At 72.8% G+C, this 12,603-nt stretch carries 16 protein-coding genes; 7 read left to right on the top strand and 9 right to left on the bottom strand.

Going from position 1 to position 12,603, the window contains the following annotated elements:
- The first annotated feature begins 9 nt into the window (after positions 1-9).
- Complete coding sequence (locus ACZ3II_RS39425) at positions 10-783, top strand: TetR/AcrR family transcriptional regulator (RefSeq protein WP_465525194.1); 774 nt, start codon at positions 10-12, stop codon at positions 781-783.
- Here the strand turns inward: ACZ3II_RS39425 and ACZ3II_RS39430 are convergent.
- Positions 760-987, bottom strand: a complete 228-nt coding sequence (locus ACZ3II_RS39430; protein ID WP_465525196.1) for a hypothetical protein — start codon at positions 985-987, stop codon at positions 760-762. The genes ACZ3II_RS39425 and ACZ3II_RS39430 overlap by 24 nt on opposite strands.
- A gap of 67 nt (positions 988-1,054) precedes the next feature.
- Between ACZ3II_RS39430 and ACZ3II_RS39435 the strand changes: the two genes are divergently transcribed.
- The 4 genes from ACZ3II_RS39435 (at position 1,055) to ACZ3II_RS39450 (ending at position 4,405) form a co-directional block, all read left to right on the top strand.
- The gene (locus tag ACZ3II_RS39435) at positions 1,055-1,621 is read left to right on the top strand and encodes a class I SAM-dependent methyltransferase (protein ID WP_465525198.1); all 567 of its coding nucleotides are present in this window, start codon (positions 1,055-1,057) and stop codon (positions 1,619-1,621) included.
- Positions 1,622-1,637: 16 nt separating this feature from the next.
- A complete protein-coding gene (locus ACZ3II_RS39440; RefSeq protein WP_465525200.1) occupies positions 1,638-2,639 on the top strand; it encodes a hypothetical protein in 1,002 nt (333 codons plus the stop codon).
- Positions 2,636-3,142 carry a SigE family RNA polymerase sigma factor gene (locus tag ACZ3II_RS39445; RefSeq protein ID WP_465525202.1) on the top strand — a complete coding sequence of 169 codons (507 nt, stop codon included), beginning with the start codon at positions 2,636-2,638 and terminating at the stop codon, positions 3,140-3,142. Before ACZ3II_RS39440 ends, ACZ3II_RS39445 begins: the two co-directional genes overlap by 4 nt.
- An 81-nt stretch (positions 3,143-3,223) precedes the next feature.
- Positions 3,224-4,405, top strand: coding sequence for an MFS transporter (locus ACZ3II_RS39450; RefSeq protein ID WP_465525204.1), 1,182 nt, complete (start codon positions 3,224-3,226; stop codon positions 4,403-4,405).
- Positions 4,406-4,626: 221 nt separating this feature from the next.
- On the opposite strand, the gene lexA is transcribed toward ACZ3II_RS39450, so the two are convergent.
- The 6 genes from lexA to ACZ3II_RS39480 all read right to left on the bottom strand — a co-directional run bounded on the left by lexA (position 4,627) and on the right by ACZ3II_RS39480 (position 9,220).
- On the bottom strand, positions 4,627-5,265 hold the full coding sequence (lexA, locus tag ACZ3II_RS39455; protein WP_465525206.1) for a transcriptional repressor LexA: 639 nt from the start codon (positions 5,263-5,265) through the stop codon (positions 4,627-4,629).
- Between the two features lie 51 nt (positions 5,266-5,316).
- Positions 5,317-6,159 (bottom strand): ABC transporter permease, encoded by an 843-nt coding sequence (locus ACZ3II_RS39460; RefSeq protein ID WP_465525208.1) that lies wholly within the window; start codon positions 6,157-6,159, stop codon positions 5,317-5,319.
- Positions 6,156-7,055 carry an ABC transporter ATP-binding protein gene (locus tag ACZ3II_RS39465; protein ID WP_465525210.1) on the bottom strand — a complete coding sequence of 300 codons (900 nt, stop codon included), beginning with the start codon at positions 7,053-7,055 and terminating at the stop codon, positions 6,156-6,158. The genes ACZ3II_RS39460 and ACZ3II_RS39465 overlap by 4 nt, the downstream gene beginning before the upstream one ends.
- The gene (locus tag ACZ3II_RS39470; protein ID WP_465525212.1) at positions 7,052-8,116 is read right to left on the bottom strand and encodes a hypothetical protein; all 1,065 of its coding nucleotides are present in this window, start codon (positions 8,114-8,116) and stop codon (positions 7,052-7,054) included. Before ACZ3II_RS39470 ends, ACZ3II_RS39465 begins: the two co-directional genes overlap by 4 nt.
- Complete coding sequence (locus ACZ3II_RS39475; RefSeq protein WP_465525214.1) at positions 8,100-8,645, bottom strand: sigma-70 family RNA polymerase sigma factor; 546 nt, start codon at positions 8,643-8,645, stop codon at positions 8,100-8,102. Before ACZ3II_RS39475 ends, ACZ3II_RS39470 begins: the two co-directional genes overlap by 17 nt.
- A 68-nt stretch (positions 8,646-8,713) precedes the next feature.
- Complete coding sequence (locus tag ACZ3II_RS39480; protein ID WP_465525216.1) at positions 8,714-9,220, bottom strand: HAD domain-containing protein; 507 nt, start codon at positions 9,218-9,220, stop codon at positions 8,714-8,716.
- Between the two features lie 78 nt (positions 9,221-9,298).
- Between ACZ3II_RS39480 and ACZ3II_RS39485 the strand changes: the two genes are divergently transcribed.
- Positions 9,299-9,826, top strand: coding sequence for a hypothetical protein (locus ACZ3II_RS39485; protein ID WP_465525218.1), 528 nt, complete (start codon positions 9,299-9,301; stop codon positions 9,824-9,826).
- 34 nt (positions 9,827-9,860) lie between these two features.
- Here the strand turns inward: ACZ3II_RS39485 and ACZ3II_RS39490 are convergent, their stop codons facing one another.
- Positions 9,861-10,940: an FAD-dependent monooxygenase gene (locus ACZ3II_RS39490; RefSeq protein WP_465525219.1), complete on the bottom strand. Its 1,080-nt coding sequence runs from the start codon at positions 10,938-10,940 to the stop codon at positions 9,861-9,863.
- Positions 10,941-11,015: 75 nt separating this feature from the next.
- Here ACZ3II_RS39490 and ACZ3II_RS39495 point away from each other — a divergent pair, with 75 nt between their 5' ends.
- Complete coding sequence (locus ACZ3II_RS39495; RefSeq protein WP_465525221.1) at positions 11,016-11,654, top strand: TetR/AcrR family transcriptional regulator; 639 nt, start codon at positions 11,016-11,018, stop codon at positions 11,652-11,654.
- Here the strand turns inward: ACZ3II_RS39495 and ACZ3II_RS39500 are convergent.
- Positions 11,629-12,294, bottom strand: a complete 666-nt coding sequence (locus ACZ3II_RS39500) for a DUF6882 domain-containing protein (RefSeq protein ID WP_465525223.1) — start codon at positions 12,292-12,294, stop codon at positions 11,629-11,631. The two genes, ACZ3II_RS39495 and ACZ3II_RS39500, sit on opposite strands and share 26 nt — an antisense overlap.
- Between the last annotated feature and the right edge of the window lie 309 nt (positions 12,295-12,603).

Raw genomic sequence — 12,603 nt, forward strand, 5'->3', positions numbered from 1 at the left:
ATTTGCCAGATGGAGAAAGCGGACCTGGACCGGACGATGAACCTGCTGTGGCGCCGCACCCTGGGCACACCCCAGGGCAGTCGCGGGCCGAAACAGCGGGTCAGCGTCGACGAGGTGATCCGGGCCGGGATCGCGGTGGCCGACGCCGAGGGGCTGCCGGCGTTCTCCATGCGCAAGGTCGCCGACCGGCTCGGGCTCAAACTGATGTCGATCTACACGTACGTCCCGGGCCGTTCCGAATTGATCGGCCTGATGATCGACGAGGTGATCGGCGAGGTCCCGCACCCCGCCCTGACCGGGACGCTGCGGGAGCGGCTGACCGTGGTCGCGCGGCACCTGTGGGACGAGTTCCACCGGCACCCGTGGCTGCTGCAGGCCGAGACGGGCCGCCCGTGGCTCGGCCCGAACGTGTCCGAGCGCTACGAGTGGCAGCTCTCCGCCGTCGAGGCCACCGGCCTGACCGACCTCGAGATGGACCAGGTCACCACGCTGGTCGGCGACTTCACCGCCGGTTCGGCGCGCACCTCGATCCTGGCCCGGCGTGCCGCCGAGGACTCCGGCATCTCCGACGCGGAATGGTGGGAGGCCACCGCGCCGGTGCTGGAGCGGGTGATGACTCCGGGCGCCTACCCGCTGTCCGGGCGGGTCGGCACGGCAGCCGGTCAGGAGTACAACGCCGTCGGCGACCCGGCCCGCTCGTTCCGTTTCGGGCTGGAGCGCCTCCTCGACGGGGTGGAGGCGCTCCAGCGGGACCGGCCGTCAGCCGCCGAGGGGCACGTGTGACCCGGTCTCGGCGTCCCAGACCAGGTAATGCGCGGCCTCGCGGCTCAACGCCCAGCGCATGACCTCCTCCTCGGTGCCCTCCGTGTCGGCGTAGGCGCCGCGATCACCGTCGCCGCCCTGCCAGATCGCCTTGTAGGTGCCGTCCCGGTAGCCGGTCACGAAGACCGTCCCGGTGCCGTTCGCTGGAGGCCGGTTGCCGCTCACTGTCGCCTTCCTAAGGTGTCAAGGGTGACGCTGGTGCCGTGGTAACGATCGAAGGGCGTGATCGGGAATGGACTACGACGAGATCTACCGGAACGGGGCCGCGCCGTGGGAGATCGGCGGCCCGCAGCCGGCGCTTGCCGAGATCATCGACAGCGGCGGGGTACGCGGCCCGGCCGTCCTCGACCTCGGGTGCGGCACCGGGGAGCTGGCCCTCGCCCTCGCGCGGCGCGGTTTCCAGGTTACCGGCGTGGACCTGTCGGCGGTGGCGATCGGCCGGGCCAGGGCCAAGGCGGCCGCGGCCGGGCTGACCGCCGACTTCCGGGCCGGCGACGCCCTCGCGCTTCCCGGCGGCCGGTTCGACGCGGTGTTCGATTCCGGGCTCCTGCACAACCTGCACCGGCACGGCGGCGCCGACCGGTACCTCGACCTGCTGCCGCGTCTGACCGCGCCCGGCGCGACCGTCTTCGTGCTGGCGATCTCCGCGTGGGGCCTGACCGAGGACTATCTGCGCACCGGGTTCGCCGCGCCGGCCTGGACCGGCACCGAGATCACCGAGATCGAGGTGACGGCGACGGCCGGGCCGATCCCGGGTTTCCTGATGCGCACGATCCGAGGGAACCCGCCGGCCTCCTGATGCCTTGGGGAAGGGTATGACTCAGCGCATCAGCGCACTGCTGGACGAGGCGGTCGCCGGCCTGGAACCGGCGCACCCGGACCCGGTCGCCGCGGTGGTCCGCCGCAGCCGGGCCGCGCGCCGCCGGACCGCCGTCACCGCCGCCGTCCTCTGTGCCGGCCTGGCCGCCGGCGTGACAGTGGTGAGCGGCCGGGTGCCGGTGGACCGGCCGCGTCCCCCGGCCGGAGCGGCAGCCACCATGCTGCCGGAACCGGCCGTCGCCGACGGGAACGTGGTCGCCGGCGCGCTGACCCTGCCGATCCCCGCCGGCTGGCAGGTCTGGTCCGAGGGGAGTGCTGTCGAGTGTCGCTTCGACGCCCGGCTGGTCGCGATCGACCGGGCGGATCAGCAGGGTTGCGGGGTGGCGGGGATCCAGATCCGGCCCACCGGCGATCCGCTTCCCGAGACCGGCCAGACGAAGGTCAACACGGTCCGGCCGTTGATCGTCCATCCACCCGTCGTGGTGACCCTGCCCGGCGGTGAACCGGCGCTGGTGTCGCGGCGTTTCCTCGGCACCGGGTTCGAACTCGACGTCGCCCGGGTCACCCTGCCCTGGTCGAAGCTCTCCATCTGGATCCAGGCCCGTGAAGTGAAGGTGCACACCCTCCTCGGGTCCGCCCGGACCACGCCGACCGCCGCCGGCACGCTCGCCCTGCCGGAGACCGCCGGCACCGCGTCGTTCACCCTTCCCGACACCAAGGGCCACGTCGACGTCGCCGGGCACGCCGGCACCACCGACCCGGACACCGTCGCGAAGGTCCTGGACCTGATGCGCGACCAGGACGACGTGGTCGGCAACGCGGAGGCGTGCGCGAACGACACCCAGCGCGCGGCCCGGCTCGACATCGGCGCCACCTCGGTGATCATCACGCTCGGCGACAGGTGCCAGGAGGCGCTGTCCACCGACGGCGGCCGGGTACGGCTCAGCGACGACACCGTCCGCGAGCTGAAGTCGCTGTTCGGGATCGGTATCGCGTGAGCGCCGCACCCGACGGCTTCGCCGAGTTCGTCACCGCCCGCTACCCGGCGCTGGTCAAGTACGGCGCGCTGCTCACCGGCGACCGCGGCCACGGGGAGGACCTCACCCAGGAGGCCCTGGTCAAGACGTACCGCGCATGGCGGCGACTGCATCCGGACGGCAACCCGGAGGCGTACACCCGGCAGGTCATGGTCCGTGCCGCCTGGCGTTCCGGGCGCCGCCTGTGGCGTGGTGAGATCCCCGCCGCCGCCCCGCCCGACCGCCCCGCCGACGGTGACGCCTTCGACCGGCGGGACACCTCCGAGGCGGTGCTGGCGGCGTTGCGCGCCCTGCCCGCCGGGCAGCGGGTGGTGCTGGTGCTGCGCTACTGGGCGGGCCTGTCCGAACAGGAGATCGCCGCGCAGCTCGGCTGCTCCACCGGGACGGTCAAGAGCCGGGCGAGCCGGGCCATCACCGCCCTGCGGCAGCTCTATCCGGACCCCGTACGGGAGCGGTTAAGGTAGTCGCATGTCGTTCCTCTGTGCGTAGGCCCGCGGTGCCACTGCCGCCTTGCCTCCTTTCCACCTCCGCAGAGGAACTTCGTCATGCCTTCCTATTACGCTGTGCTGCGGGCGCCGTACGCCGCACGCACTTTCGGCGCCGCCCTCGTGGGCCGCCTCTCCTACGGTGTCGTCTTCCTGTCGTTCGTCCTCGCCGTCACTTACGCCACCGGCTCACTCACCGTCGCCGGGACCTTCACCGCCCTGTACGGGCTGACCAGCTCGCTGCTGTCCCCGCTGCGCGCCCGGCTGATCGACCGGCTCGGGCTGCGCCGGGCGCTCACGCCGATGGCCACCGCCTACGCGATCATGCTCGCCGTGATCGCCGCCGTCACCTGGCAACCCGGCACGTCCCCCCTGCTGTTGTGCGGTCTCGCGGTGGCGGCGGGCGCGCTCACCCCGCCGCTCGGGCCGATCATGCGCGCCCTGTGGACCGGGATCGCGCCGGCCGAGGAGCTGCGCCGGCGGGCGTTCTCCCTGGACACGGTGTGTGAGGAGCTGCTGTACGTGACCGGCCCCCTGCTGGCCGGCCTGCTCGCCGTGGCGAACCCGGCCCTCGGTGTCGCGGTGAGCTCCGGGCTGATCCTCGTCGGCAGCCTGCTCCTGGTGACCTCACCCGTCGTCCCGTCCCGCACCGCGGCGGCTCCCCCGGATGATCACCGGCCGGTGCCGGCGGCCCTGTTCCGGCCGGCTCTCGTGGCGGCGGCGATGGGTCTCGGGCTCGGGGCGCTGAGCCTGCTCGCGGTCGCCTTCGTCAGCCGGGGACACGATCTCGCGGCGGTGGCGTGGGTGGAGGCGGCGCTCGCCGTCGGCAGCGTGGCAGGCGGCCTGGCGTACGGTGCGATCCGGTGGCGGTTGCCCGCGGGCGTACGGCTTCCGCTGCTCGCCGCGGCCGCCGGGATCGCGCTGGCGCTCGCCGGGCTCTCCACGGGGCTGATCATGCTGGTCGTTCTCGCCGGCGTCACCGGGGTGTTCGTGTCGCCGGCGCTGACGACCGCCTACCTGCTGGCCGACGACACCGCCGAACCCGGCGCCCGGGTCCGGGCCGGCGCGTGGGTGAACACGGCGTTCAACCTGGCGAACGCGCTCGGCGCGGCCTCGATCGGCCTGCTCCTGGACCGGCTGCCCCTGCCGTGGTGTTTCGCGCTCACGGCCGCGCCGGCGATCGCCGTCGGGGTGCTCGCCCGCGTGACCGTCCGGTCCCCGCTGACCGCCGGAGCCCGATAGGTCGCCGGCCGTCGCTCAGACGCCTTACGGCGCCCGGTTCGCGCGCGTGGGCGACGGCTGGCGGGGGTTGCGGTTGCGGGCGTTCGCCTGCCGTCGCTCAGGCGCGTTCTGGGTCCGGTTGGCAAGCCTGGGCGACGGCTGGTGTTCGTCGGCCGTCGCTCAGGCGGGTTTCAGCGGCCGGATGACGCGCGTGGGCGACGGCTGACGAACCGGGACAGGGGTCAGACGCGGCGCAGGACCGAGACGACCTTGCCGAGGATGACCGCGTCGTCGCCGGGGATCGGCTCGTAGGCGGGGTTGCGAGGCTCCAGGTACACGTGGCCGGAACGGCGGCGGAACACCTTCACCGTCGCCTCCTCGTCGATCATGGCGGCGACGATGTCGCCGTTCCAGGCGTCCGACTGCTGGCGGACCACCACGATGTCGCCGTCACAGATCGCGGCGTCGATCATCGAGTCGCCCTGGACCCGCAGGCTGAACAGGGTGCCGCGACCGACCAGATCCCGGGGCAGGTTCAGGGTCGTATCGTGGGCCTCCTCGGCGAGGATCGGCGTGCCGGCGGCGATCGTGCCGACCAGCGGGACCCCGACGGTGTCCGCCGGGGGAGCCTGCGAGGCGGCGGGTTCCAGGAACATCCGGATGTCGACGGGCCGGGCCACACCCCGGCCGCGGCGCAGGAAACCGTGCTCCTCGAGGGTGCGCAGATGGCGGCTGACCGAGGAGGTGGACATCCCGAGGGCGTCGGCGATCTCGCGGGTGGAGGGCGCGTACCCGTACTTCACCGCCGCGTCCCGGATCACCGTGAGGATGCGCCGCAGGCGCTCGGGCAGGACGGACGTGTCGTATTCCTCGGGTAGCACCCCAAGATCCTGCCCCATCGGGAAGGCGAACGGCGAACGGCACGCCGAAGCTCACAGGTCACGCCGCTGGAAGGAGAGCGCGGCCAGGGCCAGCACCAGGACCGTCCAGATCGCCGCCCAGGCCAGGTACGCCCCGGTCAGCGGCGCCATGCTCAGGAACGGCGACTCCTCCGCGCCGGACCCCACCTGCGCGAGCAGCGCCGGATCCTGAAAGGCGTTCATCGCGCCCCGCCACAGCCCGTCGGTCGGCAGCAGCATCCGCGACACCGTCCCCACCATGGCGACGCTCGGGTTGCCCAGCGCGTCGCCGACCGACCCGACGACCCCGGCGATCCAGGTGGCGCCGAACAGGCCGACCGCCACGATTCCGGACGCCATCGGTGAGATCAGGGTGGAGAACAGCAGGCCCAGGGTGAGCAGCGCCGCGGTCTGCCCGGCGAGCAGGGCCAGGCCGGTGACCGGGTGCGGTGGCCAGTACCCGACGGTCAGGTGCACGATGACGAACTGGGCGAGCCCGGCGACGGTGACGAACCCGGCGCCGAACACGACCAGGCCGAGCCACTTGCCGGCGAGCACCCCGGCCCGCCGGATCGGCCTGGTCATCATCGCCAGGGCGATGCCGGACTCGACCTCGCCGGACAGCGTCGGGCCGGCCAGGAACGCGGTGCCGAGCGCGGCGATCAGGCTGAACCCGAACATCACCAGGTTCAGCACCGTCGACCCGGCGATCTTGGCCTCGCCGCTGGTCAGGCCACCGAACTCGGCGTCCAGGCGGGCGAACCCCCAGGCGCTGAGCGCGAGCAGCACGCACGTCAGCACGGCGAGCGAGCGCAGCACCCGGCGGCGGGACGCCTCCTGCAGGGTGAGGGCGGCGATGGTGGCGACGGTGTTCACTGGTGCTCCCCGGGGTGCGTACGCAGGATGTCGAGCAGCCGTTCCTCGAGGCTGACCCGCGCGGGTTCGACGGCGTGCACGCGGACGCCGAGTTTGACCAGGTCGGCGACGAGCGCGGGCACGTCGTCGGGCATGGCGACGGTGTAGAGGTCACCATCGCGCTCGGCGGGCTGAAGATGATCGAGCGCCGCCGGAGCGACCTCGGTCAGGCGCAGCCGCAGGGTCCGGCGGCCGAGCAGCTCGGGCAGGGTTCCGGCGGCGGCGACCCGGCCCCGGTCCAGGATCACCACCCGATCGCAGACCCGTTCCACCTCACCGATCAGGTGCGAGTTGAGCAGCACGGCGACACCCTGATCCTTCAACGACAGCAGCAGATCCCGTACGTCGGCACGCCCGAGCGGATCCAGCGCGCTCGTCGGCTCGTCCAGAACGACCAGTTCGGGCCGCGCCACCAGGGCGACGGCCAGCCCGAGCCGCTGCTGCATGCCTTTGGAGAACCCGCCGACGCGGTCCTGCGACCGGTCGGCGAGACCGACGAGGGCGAGGTTCTCCCGCCGGTCGCGGTCAGAGATCCTCAACCCCGTCAGCCGTACGTGGAGAGCGAGCACCTCGTCGGCGGTGAGCCAGGGCTGGTAGCGGAACAGCTCGGGAAGGTACCCGATCCGCTGCCGTGACCGCGGGTCGGTGTTCGGCTGCCCGAGCAGCATCACCTCGCCGGCGTCCGGGCGCACCAGCCCCAGCATCATCTTGATCACGCTGGTCTTGCCGGCGCCGTTGGGCCCGAGCAGCCCGACCACCTCACCCCGGCCGACGGTGAGCGAGACACCGTCGACCGCGGTCCGCTTCTTGTACCGTTTCCGCAGGTGGGACACCCACACCGCCGGAGATGACGTCACTTGGCCCACTGTGTCTCCGCCGCCACCCGCAGCACCTCGGCGGCGCTCAGCGAGCCGCCGACCCCGTTGATGAACCCGCCGTCGACCCAGACCACGGCGGAGATCGCGCCGCCCTCGGTGGTCAGCACGGTCGCCGGTTTCCCGTTGACGGTCGTGGTGAAGCTGGTCTCGCTGCCCGCCTTCACGATCAGCGGCAGCGTCCCGCCGTCCTTGGTGAACGTCTTCAACTGCCCGGCCACCGACGCCGGCAGCCCCGGCAGCGACAGCAGGTAGTCGCGGGCCGTCTCGAACGGCACCCCGCTCGAGAACGCCTTCGGCGCCACCACCCGGCCGATCACCAGCGCGGGCGCGCCGCTCGCCCCGGGCCACACGGCGGCCAGCCCCGGCCCCGCCGTCATCCGGAACTGGCTCGTCTCCATCCCGGCCGGTGGCTGCGGAACCGGTTGTCCGAGCGTCTTCTCCGTCCGTGCCCGATCGAAGGTGAACGTCCCGGTCAGCTTGTCCCCGACCAGGAACCGGGGCTGACCGGTCACCCCGTCCGGCAGGTTGTTGATCCGCGGGCTGGCCAGGCCGGTGATCTCCCGGGCGTCCCGGGCCTCGTCGACGGTCCGGACGTTCGGCCGCGCGTCCCGGGTCATCGTGCCGAAGTCCTCCAGCTCCGGCAGTTGCACCAGGTCCGCCTGCGGAACCGTGATCGGCGCGACCTTCTCGGTCTTGAAGATCGGGAACCAGTCCCCGGCGGCGGCAGCGGACGCCCCACCGAGCAGCGCCACCACACCGACCGCGGCGACGACCGGGCTGCGCAGGCCGATCCGCTTTCTCGTCGGCGGGGGCGTCGGCGCCTCGGTCAGGCTCCCGGACAGCTTCCGCCAGCCCTCGTCCACGTCCAGGTCCGGGACGTCGAAGGCCAGCGCCGACCCGGCGAACAGGGCGTCCTCGGAGGCCGCGGACATCCGCGACCGGCATTCGGGGCAGGCGTCGGCGTGGTCGCGGTCGACGTCGGCGACACCGTCCGGCTCGTCCAGCAGCCGGCGCAGCGTGCCGTCAGCGGGATGACGCATGACGGTTCAACTCCTCACGAAGAGCGGTCTCGGCGCGCCGGACGGTGGTGCCGACGCTGCCGGGGGAGAGGTCGAGAGCGGCCGCCACCTCGGCGTAGCTCAGCCCGCTGTGCCGCAGCACCAGGGCCACGGCCTGCTTGCGGGGCAGGCGGGACAGGGCCGCCCGGACCCGCCGGTGCTCGTCCCGGGCGACCACCGCATCCGCGACGTCCGGGGCGACCGCGACCCGCGGATCCCGTGCCGCCTCCTCGCGGGAGGCCCGGCGCCGCCCGGAGCGCAGGTGGTTGAGCGCGGTGTGCGCCGCCGCCACACAGAGCCAGCCGATCGCCTCGCCGGCGGGAACGCCGGTGCGGCTGAACGCGAGGAAGGTCTCCTGCGCCACGTCCTCGGCCTCGTCCCGGGAGCCGAGGACCCGGGCGGCCACCCCGACCACTTTGGGGTAGGCCGCCCGGAATATGTGTTCCAGGTCGGATCGCACGGAGGCCGGCACGGCGTCCTCCCGCTCGGGTACCAGTAACTTGACGCTCACATCACTGAAGCACCGCCGCTACGCGGAATGTGACATCTTCCCGATCCCGTCCGCGGCCGTCCCCCGGTTCACGGCCGTGAACCGGCGGTGACCTGTGCCAGCCAGTCGCCGACCAGGGTGAGGTCGGCGCCGGTGAGCCCGGTGAACGGGTCGACGCGGTGGAGCAGGGCGGCCCCCGGGTGGTGGTCGCCGACCCATCGCCGGTCGGCGCCGGTCAGTTCGTCGTCGAGCCAGACGAACGGCCGGCCGGCGGCCCACCGGGTGAGGGTCACCGTCTTCCAGTGCAGACCGTTGCCGGTCAGGGGGTCATCGTCGTCGGGGAACGGCACGACCGGTAGCTCCGGCAGCCCGAGCCGGGGCGCGACGAGCTCGTTCGCGGTGTCCATCCAGGTCGTGGCCCACACCAGCGGGCAGCCCAGCGCCAGCAGCCGGCGGCTGTCCTCCGGATCGAGCCGGTGGATGAGCGGATGCCCCGAGGGATCCGGCGCGGGCGGCCCGGGCGGCGCGTCCGCCCGCTCCCGGAACGGGATCAGCGGCCCGTCGACATCCAGGAAGATCAACGGCTCTCCGATCACATCCGGCACCTTATCCCGTCTTCGCGACGGGTCACCGTCGCGTCATTACCGGTATTAACATCCGTCCATGGAGTCGCGGTGAACAGCGTGGACGCCAGACCGTCCTGGCAGCTCGGGCACCGGATCCCGCAGCGGCCCGAGGGGGTGGCCGAGCCGGCGCAGACGGTCGAGCAGTGGTTCGCGTTGCATCCGGTGCCGGTGGACCGGCCGGCCCACGGCGAGATCACGGCCCCGGTCGTGTGCGGAACCTGTGGCGAGTCCGTCGCGTGCGTCGTGAGCAGTGTCGCCGCCCGTGATCTCGCCCGGGCTGCGGCCCGTCGGTCGCAGACATCGCTCCAGATCCTCCGGATGGTCGTGGTCGTGGGTGGCGTGGCTGCTTTCGTCACCGTGGTCGGGCAGGGCCGAACCCTCGGCGCCGGCTGGCTGGCGGCCCTGATCGCGATCGGTCTGGCCTGCGGCTGGGGCGCCTTCTCCGTCACCGACGCCATCGCCGCCGGCCGGCCCGCGACCGTCGGCGACGGTGTGCGCCTCGCCGGGCCCTCGCCGGTGCACGAGATCCGTCAGCCCGGCGGCGACCGTGACTACAGCGTCCAGGGCGGCGAATAGCCGCCTCGTGTCACCGGGTGCGGTGGATCGGGTCTCAGGCGGCGCGGCTCAGCGTGCGGGCGACCAGGTTGCGGGTGGTGAGACCGGCCGGGGAGGCGGGGACCAGCAGGGCGGCGGCCCGGCCGGCGCGGCGCTGTCTCGGCATGACGAGCCGGCGGTGGACGGTCTCGTAGTGCCGGAGGGCCGCGGGCAGGTCGTGTGGCCTCCCGGCGAGCGCGGTGGCGAGGGTGTGGGCGCCGGTCATCGCCAGGCTGGTGCCGCCGCCGAGGAGGGAGACGCAGGAGGCCGCGTCACCGAGCAGCGTGACCCGGCCGGAACTCCAGCGTGGCAGGTCGACGCGGCTGACCGTGTCGGCCCACAGGCCGGTGGTGGAACGAAGGCGGTCGAGCAGCCCGGGGACCCGCCAGCCGTCGGCCGCATAGGTGGCCAGGATCCGCTCGCGATAGCCGTCGCGGGCGATCTCGCCGTGCCGGAAGATGAACGCGACCTGCGCCGCGCCGCGCGACGGATGGACCGCCACGAGACGGCCGGGCGCGTTGAACAGCAGCACCTCGCCCGGAACGTCGGCGGGCGCCCCGAGGGGCATCGTGGCGACGTGCAGCCCGAGGTGACGCTGGAACCGCGACGACGGCCCGAACGCCAGCCGCCGGACCGCCGAGTGCAGCCCGTCGGCCCCGACGACCAGGTCGAACCGGCGTGGGGCGGCCCGCTCGAAGGTGACGTCCGCCCCCGCCGGGTCCTGCCGCACCGCCGTGATGGTGTCGTCGAACAGGAACTCGGCGTCGTCGCGGACGGCGCCGGTCAGGATCGCCGCCAGATCGCTGCGGGGAATCTCCACCGAGGCGGCGGGGCCGGGCGCGGGGAGGCGGGCGATCGGGCGGCCGCCCGGGTCGATCACGCGCAGGGCGGTGGCGTGGGTGGCCGCCGCGCGGATCTCGGGCAGGACGCCCATCCGCTCGGCGACGGGCAGGGCGGATCCGGCGACGTCGACCGGGTTGCCGCCGGAGCGTGGAGCGCCGGAGCGCTCGACGACGGTGACATCCCAGCCCTGGCGGATCAGGAAGAACGCGAGTGTCGGGCCGGCGATTCCGGCCCCGGAGACGAGTGCCTTCATGCCGGCGACCGTACTCGCACTCAATGCAGAATTGCAACGAGTGCAGATTTGCCATGCGTGCCATACACTTGCCGCGTGTCACTCCGAGACCGCAAACGAGCCCGCACCCGGCAGGCCCTCATCGAGGCCGCCGCCGAGCTGTTCGAGAGGCAGGGCTATGACGAGACGACGGTCGCGCAGATCGCCGCGACCGCGGAGATCGGCACCCGCACCTTCTTCAGCTACTTCGCCAGCAAGGAGGACGTGCTCTTCCCCGAGGCCGGGCTGCGGGTGCAATACGCGGTCGACGCCATTCACGGGCGGGCGGACTCCGAGGGGCCGGCCGAGGTGCTGCTGCGTGCGCTGCGCCGCGCCGGTGACGACAGCGACGATCTCAGCGGCCGGCTCGCGGCGCTACGGCTGCGGCTGATCCGCACGATCCCGGCCGTCCGGAGCCGCTCCTTCCAGATCCAGCTCGACGCGCAACGCGAGATCGCCCGCCACCTGGCCGAGGCCTTCCCGGAGCAGCTCGACGAGCTTCGCGCGGCCGCGCTGACCGGCGGTTTCATCGGAGCGGTCACCGGGGCCCTGCAGGTGCTGCTCAATGACACGGACGCGGAGGACCCGGCCGCCGTTCAGCGCGCCGTGGAGGTGGCCGTCGACGCCGTCCTCAAGCCCTGGGCCGAGATCGCCGGCTCCGGTCAGCCGATCAACGTGGCTGGACCTGACCGGTGAGGTCGCTGATGCGCCCCAGCTGGTCGAAGGTGACACGCACCTGCGAGCCGTCCGGGTGCCGCCCGAGCACATCGGCCGGCCCGTCCTCGACCCGCCAGCCCTGCTGCCGCAGGAACGACACGACCACGGTCCGATGATCGACGGTGAAGGCCTGCAGCACCTGGCCGAGCACGGTGAAGACCTTCTCCGGCGGGACCGCGCCCTGCACCCGCGACGGCAGATTCTCCAGGTGGAAGAAGATCGCACCCCCGTTGTAGGTGCCACGGTAATACGGTCGCCCGGTCAGCCCCGACGCGACCAGCGCCAGCCGGTGCCCGTCGACCCGGTCCAGCCGCAGCGACGGCTCGGAGAGTTCGCGCACGCCCTCGAGGCGGCCGTGTTCGCGCAGCCAGCCGGCCAGTTGCAGCAGCGACGGGTCGAGGTTGCTGCCGGTGTTCGCCCACGCCCACAGCCAGGTGCCGTCCCCGTGACTCTCCGTGCCCAGCAGCTGGATCGGGTAACGGAGGTCATTGCCGAACGTCACGATGCCCGCGTTCAGGTCGAGCTGCCAGCCACGATCGCCGAGCAGGTCGGCGAGCGCCAGCTGGCGGGCCATGCCGGTGGCGACATGGTGGGCGAACAGGTCATCGAACGAGGACACGGACCGGCCTTTCGATCAAGGGAGCCGGTGCAGTGTTACACGGCCCTCCGCCGGTCGGCACGGTCGGATCCCGGACAACCTGTTACAACACCCGGAGAAACCAGGTCACGGCTTCCTGCCGAACACAGCGTAACCATGGCGCCGGTCGACGCCTCGGTTCGGCTCGCATGAGCGTCTCGGCGCACGGTGATGTGCTGGCCTCGCTCGGCCCGGGCGGTGACGGCCGGGCGGCGTTCGCCACGCTGTCCGGCGGGTCGGGCACACTGCGGTCGGTGCTGCGATCACCGGACGGCCCGGCCCTGGTCCGGC

This window comes from Actinoplanes sp. NPDC019969, from assembly GCF_055562375.1.

Bases quoted from the DNA above. Each gene is read 5' to 3' on its own strand.
- ACZ3II_RS39440 (WP_465525200.1), top strand. From the start codon at position 1,638: ATGACTCAGCGCATCAGCGCACTGCTGGACGAGGCGGTCGCCGGCCTG.
- ACZ3II_RS39490 (WP_465525219.1), bottom strand. From the start codon at position 10,940: ATGAAGGCACTCGTCTCCGGGGCCGGAATCGCCGGCCCGACACTCGCG.
- ACZ3II_RS39470 (WP_465525212.1), bottom strand. From the start codon at position 8,116: ATGCGTCATCCCGCTGACGGCACGCTGCGCCGGCTGCTGGACGAGCCG.
- ACZ3II_RS39435 (WP_465525198.1), top strand. From the start codon at position 1,055: ATGGACTACGACGAGATCTACCGGAACGGGGCCGCGCCGTGGGAGATC.
- ACZ3II_RS39450 (WP_465525204.1), top strand. From the start codon at position 3,224: ATGCCTTCCTATTACGCTGTGCTGCGGGCGCCGTACGCCGCACGCACT.
- ACZ3II_RS39425 (WP_465525194.1), top strand. From the start codon at position 10: ATGGAGAAAGCGGACCTGGACCGGACGATGAACCTGCTGTGGCGCCGC.